Annotated in this window: 15 protein-coding genes; 13 read left to right on the top strand and 2 right to left on the bottom strand. The window is 39.4% G+C overall.

All coding sequences use genetic code 11. The features are described 5' to 3' along the window. Positions 1-73 precede the first annotated feature (73 nt). Positions 74-1,759: a DUF262 domain-containing protein gene (locus H6H03_RS14610; RefSeq protein WP_190955814.1), complete on the bottom strand. Its 1,686-nt coding sequence runs from the start codon at positions 1,757-1,759 to the stop codon at positions 74-76. 240 nt (positions 1,760-1,999) lie between these two features. Between H6H03_RS14610 and H6H03_RS14605 the strand changes: the two genes are divergently transcribed. From H6H03_RS14605 to H6H03_RS14550, 12 genes are all read left to right on the top strand, one after another. After that, the gene (locus tag H6H03_RS14605; RefSeq protein ID WP_190955813.1) at positions 2,000-4,849 is read left to right on the top strand and encodes a CHAT domain-containing protein; all 2,850 of its coding nucleotides are present in this window, start codon (positions 2,000-2,002) and stop codon (positions 4,847-4,849) included. A 228-nt stretch (positions 4,850-5,077) separates the two neighbouring features. Beyond that, the gene (locus tag H6H03_RS14600; protein ID WP_190955812.1) at positions 5,078-5,401 is read left to right on the top strand and encodes a hypothetical protein; all 324 of its coding nucleotides are present in this window, start codon (positions 5,078-5,080) and stop codon (positions 5,399-5,401) included. A 296-nt stretch (positions 5,402-5,697) separates the two neighbouring features. After that, the gene (locus tag H6H03_RS14595; RefSeq protein ID WP_190955811.1) at positions 5,698-5,952 is read left to right on the top strand and encodes a DUF7219 family protein; all 255 of its coding nucleotides are present in this window, start codon (positions 5,698-5,700) and stop codon (positions 5,950-5,952) included. 129 nt (positions 5,953-6,081) lie between these two features. Further along, positions 6,082-6,249: a hypothetical protein gene (locus H6H03_RS14590; RefSeq protein WP_190955810.1), complete on the top strand. Its 168-nt coding sequence runs from the start codon at positions 6,082-6,084 to the stop codon at positions 6,247-6,249. A gap of 215 nt (positions 6,250-6,464) precedes the next feature. Then, positions 6,465-7,088 carry a DUF3859 domain-containing protein gene (locus tag H6H03_RS14585; protein ID WP_190955809.1) on the top strand — a complete coding sequence of 208 codons (624 nt, stop codon included), beginning with the start codon at positions 6,465-6,467 and terminating at the stop codon, positions 7,086-7,088. Positions 7,089-7,094: 6 nt separating this feature from the next. Then, positions 7,095-8,942 (top strand): asparagine synthetase B family protein, encoded by a 1,848-nt coding sequence (locus H6H03_RS14580; RefSeq protein ID WP_190955808.1) that lies wholly within the window; start codon positions 7,095-7,097, stop codon positions 8,940-8,942. Positions 8,943-8,971: 29 nt separating this feature from the next. Beyond that, complete coding sequence (locus H6H03_RS14575) at positions 8,972-10,258, top strand: diaminopimelate decarboxylase family protein (protein WP_190955807.1); 1,287 nt, start codon at positions 8,972-8,974, stop codon at positions 10,256-10,258. A 134-nt stretch (positions 10,259-10,392) separates the two neighbouring features. Further along, positions 10,393-11,589, top strand: coding sequence for a hypothetical protein (locus H6H03_RS14570; RefSeq protein WP_242057710.1), 1,197 nt, complete (start codon positions 10,393-10,395; stop codon positions 11,587-11,589). 143 nt (positions 11,590-11,732) lie between these two features. Beyond that, on the top strand, positions 11,733-11,912 hold the full coding sequence (locus H6H03_RS41775) for a reverse transcriptase N-terminal domain-containing protein (protein ID WP_313931845.1): 180 nt from the start codon (positions 11,733-11,735) through the stop codon (positions 11,910-11,912). 613 nt (positions 11,913-12,525) lie between these two features. Next, entirely contained in the window at positions 12,526-14,544 is a 2,019-nt protein-coding gene (gene speA / locus H6H03_RS14560) for a biosynthetic arginine decarboxylase (protein ID WP_190955805.1), read from the top strand. A gap of 88 nt (positions 14,545-14,632) precedes the next feature. Then, on the top strand, positions 14,633-15,577 hold the full coding sequence (locus H6H03_RS14555; protein WP_313931844.1) for a DMT family transporter: 945 nt from the start codon (positions 14,633-14,635) through the stop codon (positions 15,575-15,577). A 146-nt stretch (positions 15,578-15,723) separates the two neighbouring features. After that, the gene (locus tag H6H03_RS14550; protein ID WP_190955803.1) at positions 15,724-16,857 is read left to right on the top strand and encodes an aromatic ring-hydroxylating oxygenase subunit alpha; all 1,134 of its coding nucleotides are present in this window, start codon (positions 15,724-15,726) and stop codon (positions 16,855-16,857) included. Positions 16,858-17,210: 353 nt separating this feature from the next. On the opposite strand, the gene H6H03_RS14545 is transcribed toward H6H03_RS14550, so the two are convergent. Further along, positions 17,211-18,938: an asparagine synthetase B family protein gene (locus H6H03_RS14545; protein ID WP_190955802.1), complete on the bottom strand. Its 1,728-nt coding sequence runs from the start codon at positions 18,936-18,938 to the stop codon at positions 17,211-17,213. A 101-nt stretch (positions 18,939-19,039) separates the two neighbouring features. On the opposite strand from H6H03_RS14545, the gene H6H03_RS14540 reads away from it, so the two are divergent. Continuing rightward, positions 19,040-19,864, top strand: coding sequence for a class I SAM-dependent methyltransferase (locus tag H6H03_RS14540; RefSeq protein ID WP_190955801.1), 825 nt, complete (start codon positions 19,040-19,042; stop codon positions 19,862-19,864). Positions 19,865-19,933: the final 69 nt, after the last annotated feature.

Here is a 19,933-nt window from a genome sequence, read left to right as displayed (position 1 = left end):
CAAAATAGCTGATGGTAGGGGCGTACAGCTGTACGCCCCTACAACTTTTGTCAATGGTTGAGAGCGATCGCACTTACAAACGCCATAGTTTTCTTAAACTTTGCAAACAATTTTCTTGCCGCCGCTTAATAACTTCCGGAGTCCATTCAGATTGTTGTAAAACTTGGGTTGTCAAAACAAAAGGACAGATCCCTTTTTTGCTAAGAAAATACTTCTCTTTCTTTTTATCAAAATCGTAATTTTGCGCCTCGGCATTTTTATTTCTAGAAAGCAGCGCCAAATTACCTATGCGATGCACATATTGGATGCGTTCTTCTTCATTCGGAAACCATTGAAGCCATTTACTACCTTCGCTTGGGTTCTGAGGAAGTACGTGTTCAACTGTAATAACTGAATAGTCGTAACTCGCTTCCCCTCCAGAAAGTGCAGAGTCAAGGCGCAGAAGAACATATTGTCTAATTCGCTTGATTAGATATAAATCTCCATCAAGCGTTTTAATAATTCGATTTATTTCATCAGAAGTTAGCTGTAAAGGTGACTCTAATGCATATAAATCGATATTTTCCTCAATAGCGGCAAGAAGTTTTGCATATCGTCCGATACGGTCATTAATATCAGCCCGCAAAATCATTAAACCTGCTGCTAATCGTTCAAGATCCATAAAAAACTGTTTTAATTTCTCAGGATTATGGCTATTTCTAGAAAAATAGAGAATTGCTGGCGGAATCCAATCAAAGTTGTCTATTTGGTTCAACCATTTCAACAAAGAATTAATTGTTTCTGCATGTTTATCGCTTTGGTAATTTGCTGTATTAATAATTTTTAAAGCATTAGAATAAGGTTTTAATACTTCGTCAATAAATTTCTGACGCTGTATAATTTTAGGCAATATGTCTTCAGTAAATTCCTTGAGAGTTGTCTTACGCGGTTTAGCCTTACGATCAATCATGCGGATATGGGCAAATAGTTCTTGAAACTTATCTCGACCCAAATTTTCTTCTTCAGTTTCCCAAATTTTTGTATATTTATCTTGTTGAGATGGATCAATTGCTCCAATAATCTCTGATTTAAGAAAATCACTGAGTGAGAGGTCTAGACCACGCGCATTTAGAGTAGAAAATATACGATAAGCTGAGTCAAGATCCGGTGTAGAAACAACTACTAAAAAACAGCACGTCATTAAATAATGAATAAAACGACTTTGCTGCTGCTCAGAACGTTGAGATAATTCCTCACGAAAATAACTGGCGTTTGCTTGAATGTTTCTTTGGCTATCAGTTAACTGGGAGGCATCAAGTTTTAGAAGATTATCTAATCCATTTTCGCTTTGTATATAGTTACGAAAGAAATCTTCATCTCGTTCTCGTAACTTTAGGCGATAACAATCAGATGTTCCTTCAAACTCATCACCTTCTTGATAAATATATTTTGTAATTCTTGATGCATTATTTTCACTAAGTAAACTTCTTAAAACAGCTAGAAGAATTGTGAGCGTTGTCAAACGCTGCTGTCCATCAACTACGTCAGCTTTAGGAGCATCTTTACTCTTAATCAAAACTATACTCCCTAAAAAATAAGGGTTAGTATCGGCTGTAATTTCTGAATCATTCCCTAAAAAAGACAACAAATCATTTAATAAATCACTTGCTTGGTCTTTTGTCCATGCATAAGGACGTTGATAAGCTGGTATGGAAAATGCGAAGTCGTTACTAAAAACCTTGTATAGTGCTTTTTCTGTGGCGTGAATGGCTACTGGCATAAATTTCAAGTACTACCTGAGTATAATGTGATGCTATATTTTCTAATCAAACGCAGTTTAACTCACTAATTACTACGATCGCCACAACTCACAGACAGTCTGCTACATATACGATATACCCGCGTTAGCATAGCCTCTTACTTGAAAAATCGCTACCAATTCAGCGTGGATAAGCATCTAACATTTTTTACTTGCTTTTGGGAATCCTAAATCTAGGAAGCTAGAAAAACGCAGATGTATATGACTAAATTTCAAATATCTGACTCCATACAATGGAAATTTTTCCCATTTGTAGCAGGTCGTAGTATTGTTCTTTTTACCAGCATTTTGTTGTTTACAGAATCAAATATTGCAATTGCTAAAGAATATCCGGTAAATATTGCACAGAAAACACAGGTCAATGATGCAATTAGCGCTGCTGCTGATGCAGCATATAAAGAGGGAAAGAAGCTATATGAGCAAGGAACAGGAGAATCTTTGTTAAAAGCGATCGCTAAATTTGAAGAAGCACTACCACTGTATCAGAAACTAGGCGATCGTCCATCAGAAGCTTTTACCGTCGCTCACCTCGGCAAAATTTACTCAGATTTAGGACAACAACAAAAAGCACTCTTTTATTTAGATCGAGCTTTATTAATAAGACGTGAGATAAAAGATAAAAAGGGAGAAACTATTACCCTCAACAACATTGGTAGCGTCTACTCAGATATAGGAGAATTGCAAAAAGCGCTCGATTTTTTTCATCAAGCTTTGTTACTCAAGCGAGAGATGGGAGATAAAATCGGGGAAGCGCGTACTATCAATAACATTGGTAATGTCTACATAAATTCAGGAGAAGACCAAAAAGCACTAGATTATTTTCAACAAGCCCTTATCCTCAGGCGTGAAGTAGGAGACAAATTAGGGGAAGCTCGTACTATTAATAATATTGGCTTGATTTACTTACATTTAGGACAACAGCAAAAAGCCCTAGATTATCTTAACCAATGCTTGGCTTTAAATCAAGAAATGGGAGACAAGTCAGCAGAATCTACTGTACTTAATAATCTTGGTACAATTTACTCAGATTTACAACAACAAGAAAAAGCACTAGATTATTTTCAAAAATCTCTGATTATTAGCCAAAAATTAGGGGATAAATTAGGCGATGCTCGTACCTTAAATAACATTGGCAATGTCTATTTGAAGATGGGAGATAAACAAAAAGCTTTAGATTATTTCCAGCAATCTTTACCTCTATTTAAATCTACGGAAAATAAATTAGGCTTAGCAGCTAACCTCGGCAATATTGGTCTAATTTATTCAGATTTGGGAGAACAGCCAAAAGCACTGAATTATTACCAAGAATCTCTCTCTCTATACCAAAAAGTCGGAAATAGAGGAGGAGAAGCTCTGACTATTTATAACATGGCCTCTGCTCAACGCAAACAAGGAAATCTTACCGCAGCCTTGAGTCAAATAAAAATAGTCATCAACATTGTTGAAGACCTGCGTACCAAAATTAACTCTCAGGAACTCCGTGCTTCTTATTTTGCTACTGTGCAGAATTATTATCAATTTTATATTGACTTGTTGATGCAAATGCACAAGCAAGAACCATCCAAAGGATATGATGCTTTGGCACTGCAAACCAGCGAACGTGCGCGCGCCCGCAGTCTTTTGGAACTGCTGACAGAAGCTAAAGCTGATATTCGGCAAGGCGTAGAACCAAAATTACTTTCTCAAGAACGTGACTTACAAAAACAACTAGATGTTTTAGAAAAACGTCGGATACAGCTATTAGGTGGAAACTACACTAAAGCCCAGGTGCAAGCTTTAGAAAAAGAAAATGAAGCAGTTCTAGAAGAATATCAGCAAGTCCAGATAAAAATCCGCGCCACTAGTCCACATTATGCAGCTTTAACTCAACCTCAACCTCTTTCACTTGCCCAAATTCAACAGCAAGTACTTGATGAGAACACGTTACTTTTAGAATACTCTTTAGGAGAAGAACGGAGTTATCTGTGGGCGGTTACTAATAAGAGTATCACGAGTTACGAATTACCAAAACGTGCAGAGATTGAAGCGATCGTTCAAAAATTCCGTCAAGAAATCACTAGCCCATATCTCAAACATAGCCCATCTATAGATGCTCTATCTAAAATTATACTTGCACCAGTAGCCTCAAAACTTCAAAATAAACGCTTAGTAGTTGTTAGCGATGGTGCTTTGCAATATGTACCATTTGCTGCTTTGACTAAACCTAATTCCCAGGGAACTAGTAGCTATGAACCATTACTAATTAACCACGAAGTTATTACTTTACCATCAGCTTCTACAGTGGCTATTCTCAGGAATGAACACAAACAACGCAAACCAGCAGCCAAGACATTAATTGTGTTAGCCGATCCCATTTTTAGTATTGATGATGAACGCCTCCAAAGTAAAGTACAAACCTCTCCTCCAGCTGTAACAGGGGCCAATTTAAACACCCTCGCTTTAAATAGAGCTGCTAAAGACTCAGAAGTTAGTTTTGGACGTTTACAATTTACACGCCACGAAGCCGAGCAAATTCTCGCCCTTGTTCCAGCTAATAAAGCCAAGCAAGCTTTTGACTTTACAGCTAGCCGTAACACTGCAACCAGCAACGACTTGAGTCAATATCGCATTATTCATTTTGCTACTCATGGCATTCTCAACAGCAAACACCCAGAACTATCAGGCATAGTGTTGTCGCTATTTGATGACAAAGGAATGCCACAAAATGGCTTTTTGCGCTTGCACGATGTCTTCAACCTCAACCTGCAAGCAGACTTAGTAGTACTTAGTGCCTGTAAAACCGGACTGGGAGGGGAAGTTAGAGGAGAAGGATTGGTAGGATTGACTAGAGGGTTTATGTATGCAGGCAGTCCACGAGTTGTGGTGAGTCTGTGGAGTGTAGATGACCAGGCAACATCAGAACTGATGAAAGTCTTTTATAAAAAGATGCTCCAAGAAGGATTAAAGCCTGCCGCAGCATTACGAACAGCCCAACTGGAAATTTGGCGGACTCAAAAATATGCTGCGCCTTATTATTGGGCAGCTTTCACTCTACAAGGTGAGTGGAGGTGAGGGAGTGGGGAGATGGGGCGACGCGGGGACACGGGGACTTAGGGAATAATATCAAGTTTGGATAATCACTTATTATTAAAATTTCTCCGCGTCAGAGCGTCAGTCCTAATGATAAGTCTTCACCCGAACACGATATAACCAATCCCCTATGCTCTATGGAAATTTTTCCGGATGAGGCGAAATATAAGTGAATAATTACCTTACATTAAATATGCATAGCTAAAACTCATGGACTTACCCCAACGCCTATCAGTGCGCTACAAAGACGCGTCCTACAATACTAATGAAATCCGTTTGAGGACTTTTCGGCTTGGGTTGCAGATATGGGATGAACAAACTAAGCCGAGAAAAACAGAGCTTTATGAGTTTATATTCTCTTGCTTGAAGCAAGTCGATCGCCAAGATCGTTTTATGTTTTCTCTATTGTTTATAGAATTAACAGATCTCATACGCAATTCTTCCCTCGAAAGAGGAACTAAGGAGGTTCTAATTAAGACAGCTTTTAGAGAGTTTGCTTATGCGATAACAGACTTTGAAGACATTGCTAAATAGTATGGGGCATTGGGCATTGGGTATGGAGAAGATGAGGGGCAGGGAGTGGAGGAGAGAATAATATAGCAGTTGCCAGTTAGCTTAGGATATAAACGGATGGTAAAACGCCGACACCTTTCAAATCTCTTGCCTTTTGCCCGTTGCCTATTGCCTGCTATAACTCCTTAGTCAACATTCTTAACATCCAATGTGCTTGATTTTGAGCAGTGATTCTGGAATTTGAATTTCTGGTGTGTATTTAGACTTGGAAAAAAGTTAAGTCTATAGCTCTAGTAAAGATTACGGAGAGGAAAATCATGACAGACCCCAACTCAGAATACAAGAACAACTTCCTTTACCCTCGTAGTCGGTATTATGGGAAGTTCGAGCCAGAGAATTTGGTGTTTAATGCCAACTTGCAAGAGTTTGCCCAAAAAATTACTTACATCACTTGTCTACAAACAGGTGGAAAATTATCTACTGAAGAAGCTTACGAGCAAATTAAGGTGCTTTGGAAACAGCTGAAACATAGCAAAAAGGAACTAGCTATTGGTGTAAATAAAGAAGTTTAAAGTTTTAAGAATTTATATCATATTTTTCGATACATTTCACAAACAAAATTATCGAAACTTTTCAATAATGTTAAAAAAATAAACAATTAATATTGGGATTAAGGGTTTCCAGATAGAATTAATCAGTTTTTGGAAGCTAATTCAGCACTGGGTTTAATGATAATAGGTGTCTTGGGTGTGGTTTTCGCTGTTAGGAGCGATGCCTACGGCGGTAAACTACGCACTTTAGCATTCACCAAAAGACCTCATTATAATCAAAACAGCAATCCCTACGACAAAGCAGCTTTAATCGGGTAATCTTAAAACCTCAAAATCTGGTGACTGGCTGGCCGATTTGACAAAAATTTTGGGAAAAAATCCGAAAAGCAATTAACTAAACTTGTAGTTTATGATGCGATCCATCGGAATATATAGTAATTTTTTGCAATTCAGTAGGGTATCTTCTCCCAAACACTCTTTGTATTGCACATTATCAACAAGCGCCATCAACTTTTTTAAACAGGAGTTATGCTATGACGCCGCGACTGACTCAAGAGGAATTAGCACAAATAGTAACTGAAGTCGAAAGTCTGCAAACGCGTCGAGAAGCAGAATTAGACCAACAGCAAGTTAAAGAAATTTTACAGGAGATGAACTTACCGCCTGAGTTATTAGATGAAGCTGTAGTTCAGTTGAATCGTCGGCAAGCACTCTCAGTGCAACAGAGCCAAAATCGATGGATTACCTCTGGGGTGGTAGCATTCTTAGCAGTGGTGAGTGCATCTACAATATTTGTTATGCAGCAACAAAATTCTGCACTTGCTCGTGTTTCTGCTCAACAAGACAGCGTTAGTTTGGCACAAAATAATAGCGGTAATTTAAACACAATTTCCCGCCAAACTAATCCAGAAGTTTTTTATCGTGTCACCTTGAAGGATGCACCGTTGGGTAAAAAACTAGCTCTCTCTTGTAATTGGATTGATCCAAGCGGTCAAATTGTCAAGCAAAACAGCTATCAAACCCGCGAAATTAATACCTCTGTTTGGAATACTCAGTGTCGCCACACGATTAATTCAGCTGCAACTGTTGGCAAATGGCAGGTGCAAATGTTTTTGGAAGGCCGTCAAATTAGCGATGAAACCTTTCAAGTGAACTAGTCCAATATGGGCAACATCCCACATCATTTTCTTGGGTATTGGGGTTACGGCGCTCAACATCAATTGGAAGCGCTGTTAACTGGTGTTTTGGAAAACCTCTCTCCAAACCTCTCCCCTACGAGGGGAGAGGCTTTTTTACCTTCCATAACAGGGAAAGGGGGGTTAGGCCTGAGTCAGTTCTCTCAACAAGAAAATCATCTTCTTCCTGTTTGGAATGTTGTTTATATAGGACTGGATAGAAATTATTCACTGTTAAAAAATCAAATTGCTGGTGTTTCGGCGTCAGGAATATTCAGTTCGCCTGATGCTTGGGTAAGTCTGGAGGAAAATAATTGCCTGATTTTGGGCAGAGAACCTTTCGGAAAGATGCCTTTGTATTGGACTGTACAAGCACAAGTAATTTGGTTTGCAACTCAACTAAAACTACTCTTACCGATTTTGCAACAACCAGATATTAGTATTCCTGGTTTATACGGCTATAGTTGTTTTTCTTATGTTCCGACACCTTTAACTCCTGTGAATGGAGTGTTTGCAGTTCCGACTGGGACTGAGTTGATTTGGCGCGATGGGCTACGCCCCGCCTTTGGCGATCGCAATTTTAATATACTTCAAATACCTAAATCTAAAAATATCAATTCTTGGCGACAAGCCCCAGAACAATTAACAGATGAAGCTACAGCAATTGAAGAATTGCAAGTCCTTCTGAAAAATTCCATTGAGCAACAAATTGCTGATTTAAGCGATGAACCTGTTGGGGTGTTTCTCTCTGGCGGGCTTGATTCTTCTGTGGTGGCGGCGCTACTGGTGCAAGCAGGGGTGAAAGTCCGCGCTTACACTTTGGATTTTGGTAATGCAGGGATTCCAGAATATCCCTATGCAGAACAAGTGGCGCAATTTCTGAAAATTCCTTTAGTAAAAGTAGCAGCACAGCCAAATGACATCAAAAATGCTTTAATTCCTACTGTGGAAGCATTGGATTTACCTTTTGGTGATGGCGTGTGTGTTCCGTTGTATCTGCTATCTCAAAGAGCTAGTCAAGAAACTCAGATAATTTTTAATGGGGAAGGTGGAGATCAATTATTTGCCGGTTGGACGAATAAACCTTTAATTGCCGCAGGTGTTTATCAGTCAGAAAATCCCGCCGGAGAGGAAACTTTTATCCAGCAATATCTCCGGACTTTTCACCGTCTTTGCGGCTACGAGTCTCAAGTTTATCAGCCAGAAATATATGGCAAGATACAAAATTTGCATCCTGAAGATTGGTTATTGACGGCTCTCGATGCTACTGAGTGTCCATCTTTGCTGCATCGTCTCCGGCGTGCTAGTTTGATGCTCAAAGGGGCGCAGAATATCCATCCTCGTGCTAGTGCTTTGGGGTTGGCTAATGGATTGTGGGTGCGATCGCCTTTTTGTAATCTAGATTTAGCAAATTGGACATTCCGTTTGTCTGGAGAACTTTGCTTACAGGGAGCCTGTGAAAAATATATCCTCAAACGTGCTGTAGAAAATTGGCTACCGCCCGAAATTGTTTGGCGACAAAAGCGTGGTATGGGAGTTCCTTTAACTTCATGGTGTTTAAATGATTTTTGGCATCAAATTGGTGTTTGGCTAAATCCCGAAATACTGCGTGCTAACAATCATTTTTATCCAGACATAGCCGCCCAAATTGTCGAAGGTAAATTGGGAGCAGCTATTCAAGGCCGTCGGATTGGTGAAATTCTCTGGTTATTAATTATGTGGCAACTTTGGCGATCGCAGTTCTTAAATGAAAACTTCAGCAAACAATCTTGGAATCATCCGTTTTGGTTACCCCGTTGGCTATGGAAAAACTACAAAATAATTCGTAATTCGTAATTTATAGACTGAGCAACTAAGTTGAAATTATGGAGACTAACAAATTTTTTAAGTTTCAAACTTCCCTTAGTCCGCCATTTTCTGAGGAACAGGCGCAGGAGTTAATCAGTAATTATGGTTCTCCGCTTTATGTTTATGATGGCGATCGCTTACGCCAAACTATTGAGTATATAACTGGGGCTGTCAGCTATCCTCATACACAATTTTGCTTTGCCAGCGTCACTAATGGTAACATTGCCCTGTTAAAAATTTTTCGCTCGGCTGGCTGGGGACTCCACGCTAATACGCCAGGAGATATTTTTCTGGGTTTGCAAGCAGGTTTTCATCCCAGCGAGATTGTCTACAGTGGGAGCAATTTAAACCGGGCAGAGATGATACAAGTTTTAAATTGGGGAGTCACAACTCTCAATTTAGATAGTTTGGATCAGTTGCGGTTGTGTTGTGAAGTCTTAACTGACAGTACAACTTCCCCTGCGCCCCCCTGCCCCTATGGTTCCCTACCTCCCCGGCTGGGTTTACGCTTGAATTTGCCAGAAATTACCGGAAATAGCCGCATTGGCGTGCCTCCTGATGAATTTGGTGAGGCGATCGCTTTGACTGGTGAGGTGGGAGTGAAGCTAAGTGGTTTACATTTCTATCGAGGGACAGGAACGAATGCGACAGCAGCTTTCACCCAGGTAATTGATAAAGTAATTGCTACAGCACAACTTTTGCCAGATTGGGAATATCTTGATTTTGGTGGTGGCTTTGGCTATCCCTATCATCACAACGCAGTAGGGTTTGACTGGGAAATATTTGGGGCTGAGTTAAGCAAGAAAATTGCATGTTTAACAAGGAAAATTGATTTGGTAATTGAACCGGGACGAGCTGCGATCGCTGGATGTGCAACAATGCTTGCTCAAGTTGTTTCTGTAAAATGGCAAAAAGACAAACAAATTCTTGGAGTTGACACCACCGTTGCTAATCTTTCAGTACCTTCAGTACACGGTGGCTACCGAGAAATCATCACCTGGAAAAAACAACTCCCCACTCCCCAATGCCCAATCCCCAGTCCCCAGTCCCTATTCACAACTGATGTTTGCGGTAACACAACTTACTCAAGAGATTATCTAGGGAAAAATTGCCAACTTCCAGCATTAGAAATTGGTGATGTTATTGCAATTTTCGATGTGGGTGCTTATGGCTATGCTATGTCATCTCACTTTTTACACCGCCCTAAACCTGCGGAAGTATTGTTAGAAAATGGCAGACATCGCCTAATTCGTCAACGGGAAGACTACAATGTTCTGTTGGCGAATCAGGTGTTGGATAGCTAACGATTCACTATTAATATCCAATCAAAATTATGAAGTGTATTAAATGCGGAACTGATAATAAATTAAAAGACCGAACAGCTAATCAAGGTCAGTGTGTAAAATGCAATCATCCGTTTGCTTTTGAACCGACGAGTATGAGCAAAGTTAAAATTACTGACCCTTTATTCGCCAAAATTTTATCTGATATTTCTGCTAATAATACTTTATTTTTTACACCCAAACAACTATTTTATTTTTTAAATATGCGTCTTGGAGGTAAGTCATTTTCTTCAGGATTGAACTTGTTTTTAGGTTATCTGACATTGAGTGGATTTATAGGTTTTTGGTCGGTTAATATAACTGGTGGCAATCAAGAGATTGTCGCCTTGTTACTGTTTATTTTTAATGCTGTTTATATTTTTAAGATTTTTCAGGATAGCGATTCTAGTAAACTTAGCCTCAAAAGTCGCAGAGCCAATGCTAGAGCTTTACAGATTATCGGAATTATAATTCTAGGTGGAGGAATTTCTGCCAGCATATTGATTATCGGTTCGTTCTATGCATTTACCTTGAGCGTCCTCATGGGAATGGTATCGATATACTTGGGAACTCAACAGCTACAAAACTCAGGGCTATCAACACAGGAATTTTTATTTTCTCAAAACGAGTTTGAAAATTGGGTAAATCGCTGGCGGCAGATTAATGGTTTAATTGTCAAAATTCTTCCTTCTCCCCGCGAAGACAACACTTTGGCTACATTTAATCCTGATGTTACAGCTTACAGTTTTGATAGGTTAATAGTTTGCGATCGCGCTACTATTGCTCAACTATTAATCGCTAATAATTTCCATTTTGAAAATAACTGTGCAATCCTGAGCATCACTGGTTATCCTCAAGGTATTTTTGAAACTATGATGCAAATGCTACGTCGCAATCCCGATCTGAAAGTCTATGCACTCCATGATTGTAGTCCCCAAGGAATCGGTTTAGTTCACCATCTACGCACTAGCCCTAAATGGTTTAAAGATAGCAATATTATAATTATTGATATTGGACTTACACCACGCCAAATTATTGCTGCTAAGCGCGGAATGTTTATTCAATCTTCTCCAGAATCCGCACAAGCGGCAAAAAAATTAACTGGAGAAATTCGTCAAAATTTATCTGCTGAAGAAATAGAATTTTTGGAATCTGGCAAGTTTGTAGAATTGGAATCTTTCACTCCCCATAGGCTAATTCAAATTTTGCAAAAAGGTATTGCTGGTAGCCAAAATATTGAAAGTGCTGACAGTGGCTTATTTTTAGCTGGCGATAGAGGAAATGATATCTACGTTGTTCAAAGTTTTGGTTAAATAATAGACTTCTTGCAGAAGTCGGGGAAAGGGGGAAAGGTTTGGTATTTTCCTTTCCCCTTTAACATGTATCCCTTTTCCCACAAGAGTGCAAAAGTTTTTTTTTGCAAGAGGTCTAATGTGTACCTCCGTTGGAGATTCACGTGTCTTTAAGTTGCAAAAACGCATCTACACCACTTCGCGTTATGGTGATTATCAAGCGAGTCCTTAAACTCCAGCGAATTTTAATGAAGTCTTGGTCGAATAGGGTAGTAGCAGTCAGAAGGGTAACACAAGATAATACTGGTAAAAAGACAGCAGGAGTCGATGCAACCAACACGTAGAGTTTAGATACCTAAACCACGGAAAGCTGACAAACCCTGCTTTCCATATCCACAATGGAAGACTGCGCCCTACAAGCTGTAGTCAAAGCTACCTTAAAGTTGCAATGGCGATCCGAGCTTTTATTTACAAATCAGCTCTTAGATGAGTTACCCTAACTCTTAACCATTATAAATTAGCTGTAATCAATATTTAACCTAAGATTAATAAATAAAATAATATCCATCTGATATATTTAGTTTTATAGAATTATTAAATTATTATAAAAAAGTTTAGCAGTTATTAATTAACCAGCCTAAATATTGCGTTTTTTCTTTTAATTGATGCCTAATAATTTACCGATTTTTTAATTTGCATAAATAAATTTTATCTATTATTCAAGTACAAGTTTGGTTTAATCTCTATCTAATACAGACTAACAGCTAGTTTTTCTAACTTAGCTTACAGATTAATTTGATTAACAAGTTGCAACGACTATTTTACGATTTCAACTTGGTAATTAAAGTATGAAATTTAAATGCTTATTGCCTTACTGCTTTTTCACTACTGAGTAAAGTATGGCTTAAATAAGTATATTAATCAGCAACAAAAGTATTCATAAAGGTTCTTGAAAAAATGAGCTTTCAATTGATAGCCACTGAAATCGAGCTGGAAAACTCAGCTACTAATGTAACTGATAGACTCAAATCTGAGCTAAAGACTAATCAAGAGCAATTGATACCAATTGCAAAAAGAAAATTGCCTAGCTCCTGGACAATTGAAGATAGCGAAGCACTGTATCGCATCGAAGGTTGGGGACAGCCTTATTTTTCCATTAATGAGGCCGGTCATATCACAGTTTCTCCCAAGGGCGATCGCGGGGGTTCTCTAGACTTGTTTGAGTTAGTCAACGCCTTAAAGCAGCGTAACTTAGAACTTCCCTTATTAATTCGCTTCTCGGATATTTTAGAAGACAGAATTGAGCGATTGAACGCTTGTTTTAACAAAGCGATCGCTCATTACAATTACTCTGGCGTTTATCGTGGCGTTTTTCCCATTAAATGTAACCAAGAACGGCATTTAATTGAAGATTTAGTCAAATTTGGCAAACCGCACCAATTTGGATTAGAAGTCGGTTCTAAACCAGAATTAATGATTGTTCTAGCCATGCTAGATACACCAGGAGCATTGTTAGTTTGCAACGGCTATAAAGACCGAGAATACATCGAAACAGCGATGTTAGCCCAAAGACTAGGACAAACACTAATTATAGTTCTAGAACAGGTAGAAGAAGTCAATTTGGTGATTGCAGCTAACCGCGAGTTAGGAATTAAACCAATTTTAGGAGTTCGCGCCAAATTAAGTACCCAAGGGATAGGGCGTTGGGGAACATCTACAGGCGATCGCGCTAAGTTTGGGCTGACAATTCCTGAAATTATGGAGGTTGTTAACAAATTACGAGAAGCTAACTTGTTGGATTTTTTACAGTTGATGCATTTTCACATTGGCTCACAAATTTCTTCCATCAATGTGATTAAAAATGCCATTCAAGAAGCTAGCCGTATTTATGTAGAGTTAGCGACACTCGGAGCAGACATGAAGTATCTGGATGTCGGTGGTGGCTTAGGTGTAGATTATGACGGCTCTCAAACCAACTTCTACACCTCGAAGAACTACAGTATGCAAAACTATGCCAATGATATTGTCGCAAAGTTAAAAGATATCTGTGCAGAACGGCACATACCGGTGCCAACATTAATTAGCGAAAGTGGACGAGCGATCGCTTCCCACCAGTCAGTATTAATTTTTGATGTTCTTAGTACTAGTGATGTGCCTCTGGATTTACCAGAACCCCCACAAGAAGGAGAATCCCCAGCCATCAAATACCTATGGGAAACTTATCAATCCATTAATCAAGAGAATTATCAAGAGTTCTACCACGACGCTGTTCAATTTAAAGAAGAAGCCATCAGCCGCTTCAATTTAGGAATTCTGCACCTCAAAGAACGAGCCAAGTCTGAGCGACTTTACTGGGCTTGTTGTCAAAAAATATTGAAGATCGCTAGACAACAGGAATACGTACCCGATGAATTGGAAAACCTAGAAAAAATCATGGCTTCCATTTACTACATTAATCTTTCAGTGTTCCAATCAGCACCAGATTGTTGGGCGATCGACCAGGTATTTCCCATTATGCCGATACACCGTCTGGATGAAGAACCTATACAGCGAGGAATCTTGGCAGACCTCACCTGTGATAGTGATGGCAAAATTGACCTCTTTATTAACCGACGTGATGTCAAGTCAGTTTTAGAACTGCACACCTTCAAGTCAGAAGAACCCTACTATTTAGGCATGTTCCTCAATGGAGCTTACCAAGAAATCATGGGTAATTTGCACAACTTATTTGGTAATACCAACGCAATTCATATCCAGTTAACACCCAAAGGCTACCAAATTCAACACGTTGTCAAAGGTGACACCATGAGCGAAGTCCTAAGCTATGTACAGTATGACACAGAAGATATGGTGGAGAATATTCGTCAACGTTGCGAGAAAGCTTTAGAAGAAAAGCGCATTTCCTTAACCGAATTTCAAAAACTGCTACAAACTTACGAACAGAGTCTTAGTCGCTACACTTATCTGTCGTTTTAAGAGCCTACCCAAAAACTAAAGAATTTAGTTTTTATGATGTTTTAGCGACCAACAATAATTGATTAATTCTGCATAAGGCATATCAAATATGTTATTTTCGATCAATTTTACTAAGGCGAGAGCTATAGGATTTATGATTCTCTCCTCTGCTTGCTGGGGATTTGCTACAGTCATGAGTAAAGCTGGATTGGAGTATATTCCTCCACTTCATCTATTAGTAATTCAACTTGCAGCAAGCATTACTTTTCTCTGGATAGCAGTGTTAATTATAAATCGACATCCATCTCTAAACTGGAAAACTATTAGATATAGTTTTACTGGTATCCTAGAACCAGGACTTGCATATACTTTTGGTTTGCTCGGATTAACCCTCACTACTGCAAGCAACGCATCAATAATTAGTAGTACAGAACCTGTTTTCATTATTTTTATTTCCTGGTTATTCTTACGTGAAAGAATAACTAAACACTTGTTATTGTTTACAGTATTAGCATTCACAGGAGTAATCTTGATTGTCGTTGTTGATATCACTATTATTAAAGATAGTAAGTTTTCATTTATTGGTGATATGTTAATTTTACTCGGTACATTTTGTGCTGCAATTTATGTAATTTTATCTCACAAAATAATAGGAAATAATAAAAATATTTCACCACTATCTTTAGCAGCCGTACAACAAACTGCTGGTTTCATCTCGACAACACTTATTTGGTTCACAGGAATATTGAGTCATGAAGTTATGGATTTTTCATCACTAAATCTAGAAATATGGATATTAGCGATCGCTTCTGGGATTATTCAGTATGCGCTTGCATTTTGGTTCTATCTCATAGCTTTAAAGGATGTATCTGCAAGCACCGCTGGTTTATTCCTGACTCTAATCCCTGTTTTTGCCCTTGGTGCTGCATACCTATTTCTAAACGAAAATTTAGTAATTTTACAGTGGTTAGGAGCAATTTTAATTCTGACATCTGTATCAAGTATTTCCTTAATACAGCAACAGAGTGAAAGTCAAACAATTGAAAATAAGTGAAGATAGCCAGTCAATCAAAAAGTTTTGGTAAAGAAGGTAAAGAGAAGGATTTCAGTTATTTTGAATGCTTCTGACCAAAATAATTTAAAAGTCGGGCATTCAAAATTGAAGATTCATCGATAAACAATAAAGTAGGAGTTTTCCATATGAACTACACCAAACAAACTCAATTTATCCCGACTTTAAATGCCTCTGATTATTCAGATCCAGAGCGTTTCAATCTTGAGATTGATAAGATATTCCATCAAGAATGGATTTATGCGCTCCATGAATCGCAACTTCCAGAGCGTGGCAGCTACGTAACATTTGAAATAGGTGACAAACCGCTTCTATTCGTTCGGGGTACTGACAATGTGATTCGCGGCTTCTACAATGTCTGCGTTCATCGCGGTCACCTCATTGTCGAAGGCTGCGGACAATCCACACATTTCACCTGCCCCTATCATGCCTGGACTTATAATTGCGACGGCTTTTTGCGCCACGCGCCTGGAGTGAACGACCTGGAAGCTCTGCCTAAGAGCAATCGCAGCTTTGTACCGATCGAGATCGAAAGTATGCACGGCTTCGTCTTTGTTCGCCTGCGTCCAGGCGGTCTATCGGTAAAGGATTTATTTGCCGATGCCTTCCAAGATTTACGTAGTCGTTTGCCGGCACTCGATCGCTTGCGCTTCGCAAAAAGGTTTGTTGCCAAAGTTGATGGCAACTGGAAGATTATGATCGAAAACTATCTTGAATGCTATCATTGCACTCCAACCCATCCAGCTCTGGTCGATCTGATACGAATCAAGGAATTCAAGATCGAGCTGTTTCCCTTTCATCTGGCTACAAGGGCCCCGGCTGGGCGGACTAATAATACCGCCTACAATTTCACGCTCAAGGAAAACTCACAGGTAGAGTTTTTCGGTTGGTGGCTGTGGCCTAATCTAACCTTCAATATTTTCCCCGGTCAGCAAAACCTTCTCGCTTTTCATATGCTTCCTGTCTCAGCCGAAAAATCGATTGGCATCTGCGATTATTTCTTCATTGACGGTAAGGTGGATGAAGAAGCCCAAGCACTGATGGACTGGGAAGGCAATGTGCTTGAAAAGGAAGACAACGATCTCATTATTTCAGCTCACAAGGGCATGAAATCGAAGGCACTATCCAATGGGATCTTTGTAATTAATCCTGACCGCCATGACATAACGGAAGAACCACTCGCCCATTTCAACAATCTCGTCTCGCGGGCGATCAAGGGCAGAGATTCAGGATTATCTCGTCCTGAATCTTTTGTCAAATAAGGACAACAGACAGAGCCAATACATTCAGTCGTTGGATGGTGCGTTAGCCATAGGCATAACGCACTTACGTATATTTCAAAAATCAAATATGAGTCCTATATAACTTGCGATCGCCTTTTTCTAGATTTTGATTAACTCGCAAGTTCTGTTGCAATTTATAAAGTAATTCTAGCGTTGATTTGCAAAATGAATAGACTTCTTGCAGAAGTAGGGAAAAGGGGAAAGGGAAAGGGGGAAAGGTTTGGTATTTTCCTTTCCCCTTTAACCTTTTACCTTTTCCCACCTCTTGCAAAAAACACTTTTGCAAGAGGTCTAATGATTTGATGGTAGTGCTTCTAGTTCATCTATAAACTCTAATTTTTATTTACCTGCAACCATATTTCTAAACTTACCAATAACCAAAGTTTAACACCATAGCGCCCCCAAATATCGCCTTTATAGTCTAGCCAATCACGTAGTAGTGACTGATTAAAATAAGGCGCGATCGCACTTTTGTTATCTAACAATAATTTTCTAGCTTCTCGTTGCCAATGCTTCCGAAATCCCATCTGTACAGGTACCATCATTCCACTTTTGGGACGATGAATAATCGCCTCTGGTAAAATATCAGCAACGGCTTGTTTGAGTACTGCTTTTTCTTCTACTCCTGAAAGTTTATACTCTGGAGGAATTTGCATACTCAAGTCAACAACTCGCTGGTCAAAAAGTGGCGATCGCCCATGTAAACCCACTGCTTGAGTTAAGTTATTTACTTTTGTCAAAATTTGATCGGCTCCCTTAAATTTAATATTCAGTGCCATTAACCTATTTAAATAACTGGCATCAGAATTTAAATCAGATGAAAATACAGATGGTGCTGTTTTTACTGCTGTCAAAACTTCTGGTTTAAAAAGTTGCGGCAAGTCTAATGCACATTTTTGGAAAGCAATTAGATATGCTTGTAATGAATCTTGATTGTTAATTGAACCATATAAACTATTAATTAGCATCGGCTGATTTTTCGGGCCGCCAAAACACGGATCGCCACCTTCACCATTGAGGATAACTTGCACATTTTCTCGCGCCATTCTTCCCAAAAGAAAATTTGGTACTGTCAGCGGATCGCCAATGGGATCGTCGAGATACGCCATTGTTTGCGGTAGGCATTCCCACATATCTTTAAAAGTAATTTCAAGAATGTGGTGTTGAGTTTGACAATGTTCGGCTACCAAATTAGAAAACTCTAATTCATTGGGACATTCAGCACCAAAATGAATCGAGTAAGTATGCACTGGGTGATGATGAAACTTTGCTGCTAAAGCGGTGATACTGCTAGAGTCCAAACCACCAGAAAGGAAAACACCAACAGGTGCATTTTGCGGTAAATATTCTTGAATAACTAGATTTAGTAGAGAACGCAAGCGATCGCCATGCCATACTAAAGATTCATCTTTCCCTGTAATCTGCTGTTGCAATTCCCAGTAAGTATAAACTTTGTTTGCAGGCATTTCGATAACAGTTCCCGGACGCACTTCTCGCACCTGTTCCCAAAGCGTGCGTTCTCCCGGTACAAAGGCGCAGCAGAGATAATCCCGCAACGCCATCAAATCGACATCACTTGAATGATAGAATGCAAGCGATCGCATTTTTGGCGCTATGGCGCGAATTGCACCAGTAGTAGTGTAATAGAGAGTCCGGCTACCAATGCGATCGCGTCCCAGCCATAATACTTGTTTGTGACGATCCCAAATTACTAACCCAAACATTCCCTCCAACAATTTCAGACATTCGCAACCAAATTTTTCCCAAAGTTCAGCAATCAATTGACAATTATTTGTAGAAAAACTATTTGGATCAACTCCTAATTTTTGCAGCAACTCCAGCCGATTACTTAACCACACATCCCCAACCACCACAAATTGTTCTGTATAACTGAGTGCAAATTGTTCTGTAGTTAGTGCAGAAATTACAGCCAACTTGTCATCTCGCCAGACTACATCTGCTGTTAGAGTATTTAATGTTCCCCAAACTACATACCAGCTAAAGGGAACATCTATAGGTGAAATATTAGATTTATAATTTTTGAAAATATTGAATAGCATATTTAGTATTACCAACAAACTAATAGCCTATTGCAGATATCCTAATTATTGCCCAAATTATTGCCCAAGCATTTTTCTCAAAATGACACGGTACACGTAGTATGACTTACTCATCGCTAAATGCGTACAAACAGCAAATCCTCAATGACTTCAACAGCCGTTTAAACTACGAGACTGAGTTTCATAAACGGGCTGCAACTCGATTAGTAGATTTGGCAAAATTACAATCAGGTCAGCACGTTATAGATATCGCTACTGGAACTGGTCTAGCGGCTATTGCTGCGGCGATGGTTGTTGGTTCTACAGGTCGTGTTTTAGGGACTGACTTTGCTTTGGGAATGTTGCAGCAAGCCCAGCAGAAGGTTGAGGTCTTGGGACTGACAAATATCAAATTTGAGGAAGCAGATGCAGATGAACAAGAATTACAGGAGAGCCAATTTGATGCCATCCTCTGTTCATCCGCAATCGTTTACTTGACAGATATTCCCACATCACTTCGTCGATGGCACAATGCTTTGAAACCAGGGGGAGTTGTTGCATTTTCTTGTCTTGCCGAAACCTCCCCAACTGCGGCTGTCTTGTTTCGGACAGTGGTACAACGATACGGTATTACTATTGCGAATCCCAATAAGTTACTTGGAACGCCTAAACGGTGTTGTCAACTGCTTGAAACCATTGGATTTGAAGAGATCGAAATCACAACTGAGCAATTTGGCTTCTACTTGCAAGATGCCTCAGGTGCTTGGGCTGGCAATGCTAGGAGTGCCTTCGGGCTTCAAGATGTGAAATGGTCAAAGGAACAGTTAGAACAGTGTAAACAGGAATACTTTACAGAAATAAATAAAGCTTCAACCGAAGAAGGCTATTGGAACGATACCACGATGTTTTTTGTAAGAGCTCGTAAATCTAGTGGTACGGTGGCATAGTAAACCCATTGCAGCGAACTGTAAAGAGATCCTCCAGCATTTTTTAGAATATATACCTTCAACGATGTT

The sequence above is a fragment of the Nostoc paludosum FACHB-159 genome (assembly GCF_014698835.1).
GTDB lineage: Bacteria > Cyanobacteriota > Cyanobacteriia > Cyanobacteriales > Nostocaceae > Nostoc > Nostoc paludosum.
This window is presented reverse-complemented; position numbering and strand designations above follow the sequence as displayed.

Excerpts from the sequence above, each read along its gene's own strand:
- H6H03_RS14610 (WP_190955814.1), bottom strand. The coding sequence starts at position 1,759 with ATGCCAGTAGCCATTCACGCCACAGAAAAAGCACTATACAAGGTTTTT.
- H6H03_RS14605 (WP_190955813.1), top strand. The coding sequence starts at position 2,000 with ATGACTAAATTTCAAATATCTGACTCCATACAATGGAAATTTTTCCCA.
- H6H03_RS14600 (WP_190955812.1), top strand. The coding sequence starts at position 5,078 with ATGGACTTACCCCAACGCCTATCAGTGCGCTACAAAGACGCGTCCTAC.
- H6H03_RS14595 (WP_190955811.1), top strand. The coding sequence starts at position 5,698 with ATGACAGACCCCAACTCAGAATACAAGAACAACTTCCTTTACCCTCGT.
- H6H03_RS14585 (WP_190955809.1), top strand. The coding sequence starts at position 6,465 with ATGACGCCGCGACTGACTCAAGAGGAATTAGCACAAATAGTAACTGAA.
- H6H03_RS14580 (WP_190955808.1), top strand. The coding sequence starts at position 7,095 with ATGGGCAACATCCCACATCATTTTCTTGGGTATTGGGGTTACGGCGCT.
- H6H03_RS14575 (WP_190955807.1), top strand. The coding sequence starts at position 8,972 with ATGGAGACTAACAAATTTTTTAAGTTTCAAACTTCCCTTAGTCCGCCA.
- H6H03_RS14570 (WP_242057710.1), top strand. The coding sequence starts at position 10,393 with ATGAGCAAAGTTAAAATTACTGACCCTTTATTCGCCAAAATTTTATCT.
- speA (WP_190955805.1), top strand. The coding sequence starts at position 12,526 with ATGAGCTTTCAATTGATAGCCACTGAAATCGAGCTGGAAAACTCAGCT.
- H6H03_RS14555 (WP_313931844.1), top strand. The coding sequence starts at position 14,633 with ATGTTATTTTCGATCAATTTTACTAAGGCGAGAGCTATAGGATTTATG.
- H6H03_RS14550 (WP_190955803.1), top strand. The coding sequence starts at position 15,724 with ATGAACTACACCAAACAAACTCAATTTATCCCGACTTTAAATGCCTCT.
- H6H03_RS14545 (WP_190955802.1), bottom strand. The coding sequence starts at position 18,938 with ATGCTATTCAATATTTTCAAAAATTATAAATCTAATATTTCACCTATA.
- H6H03_RS14540 (WP_190955801.1), top strand. The coding sequence starts at position 19,040 with ATGACTTACTCATCGCTAAATGCGTACAAACAGCAAATCCTCAATGAC.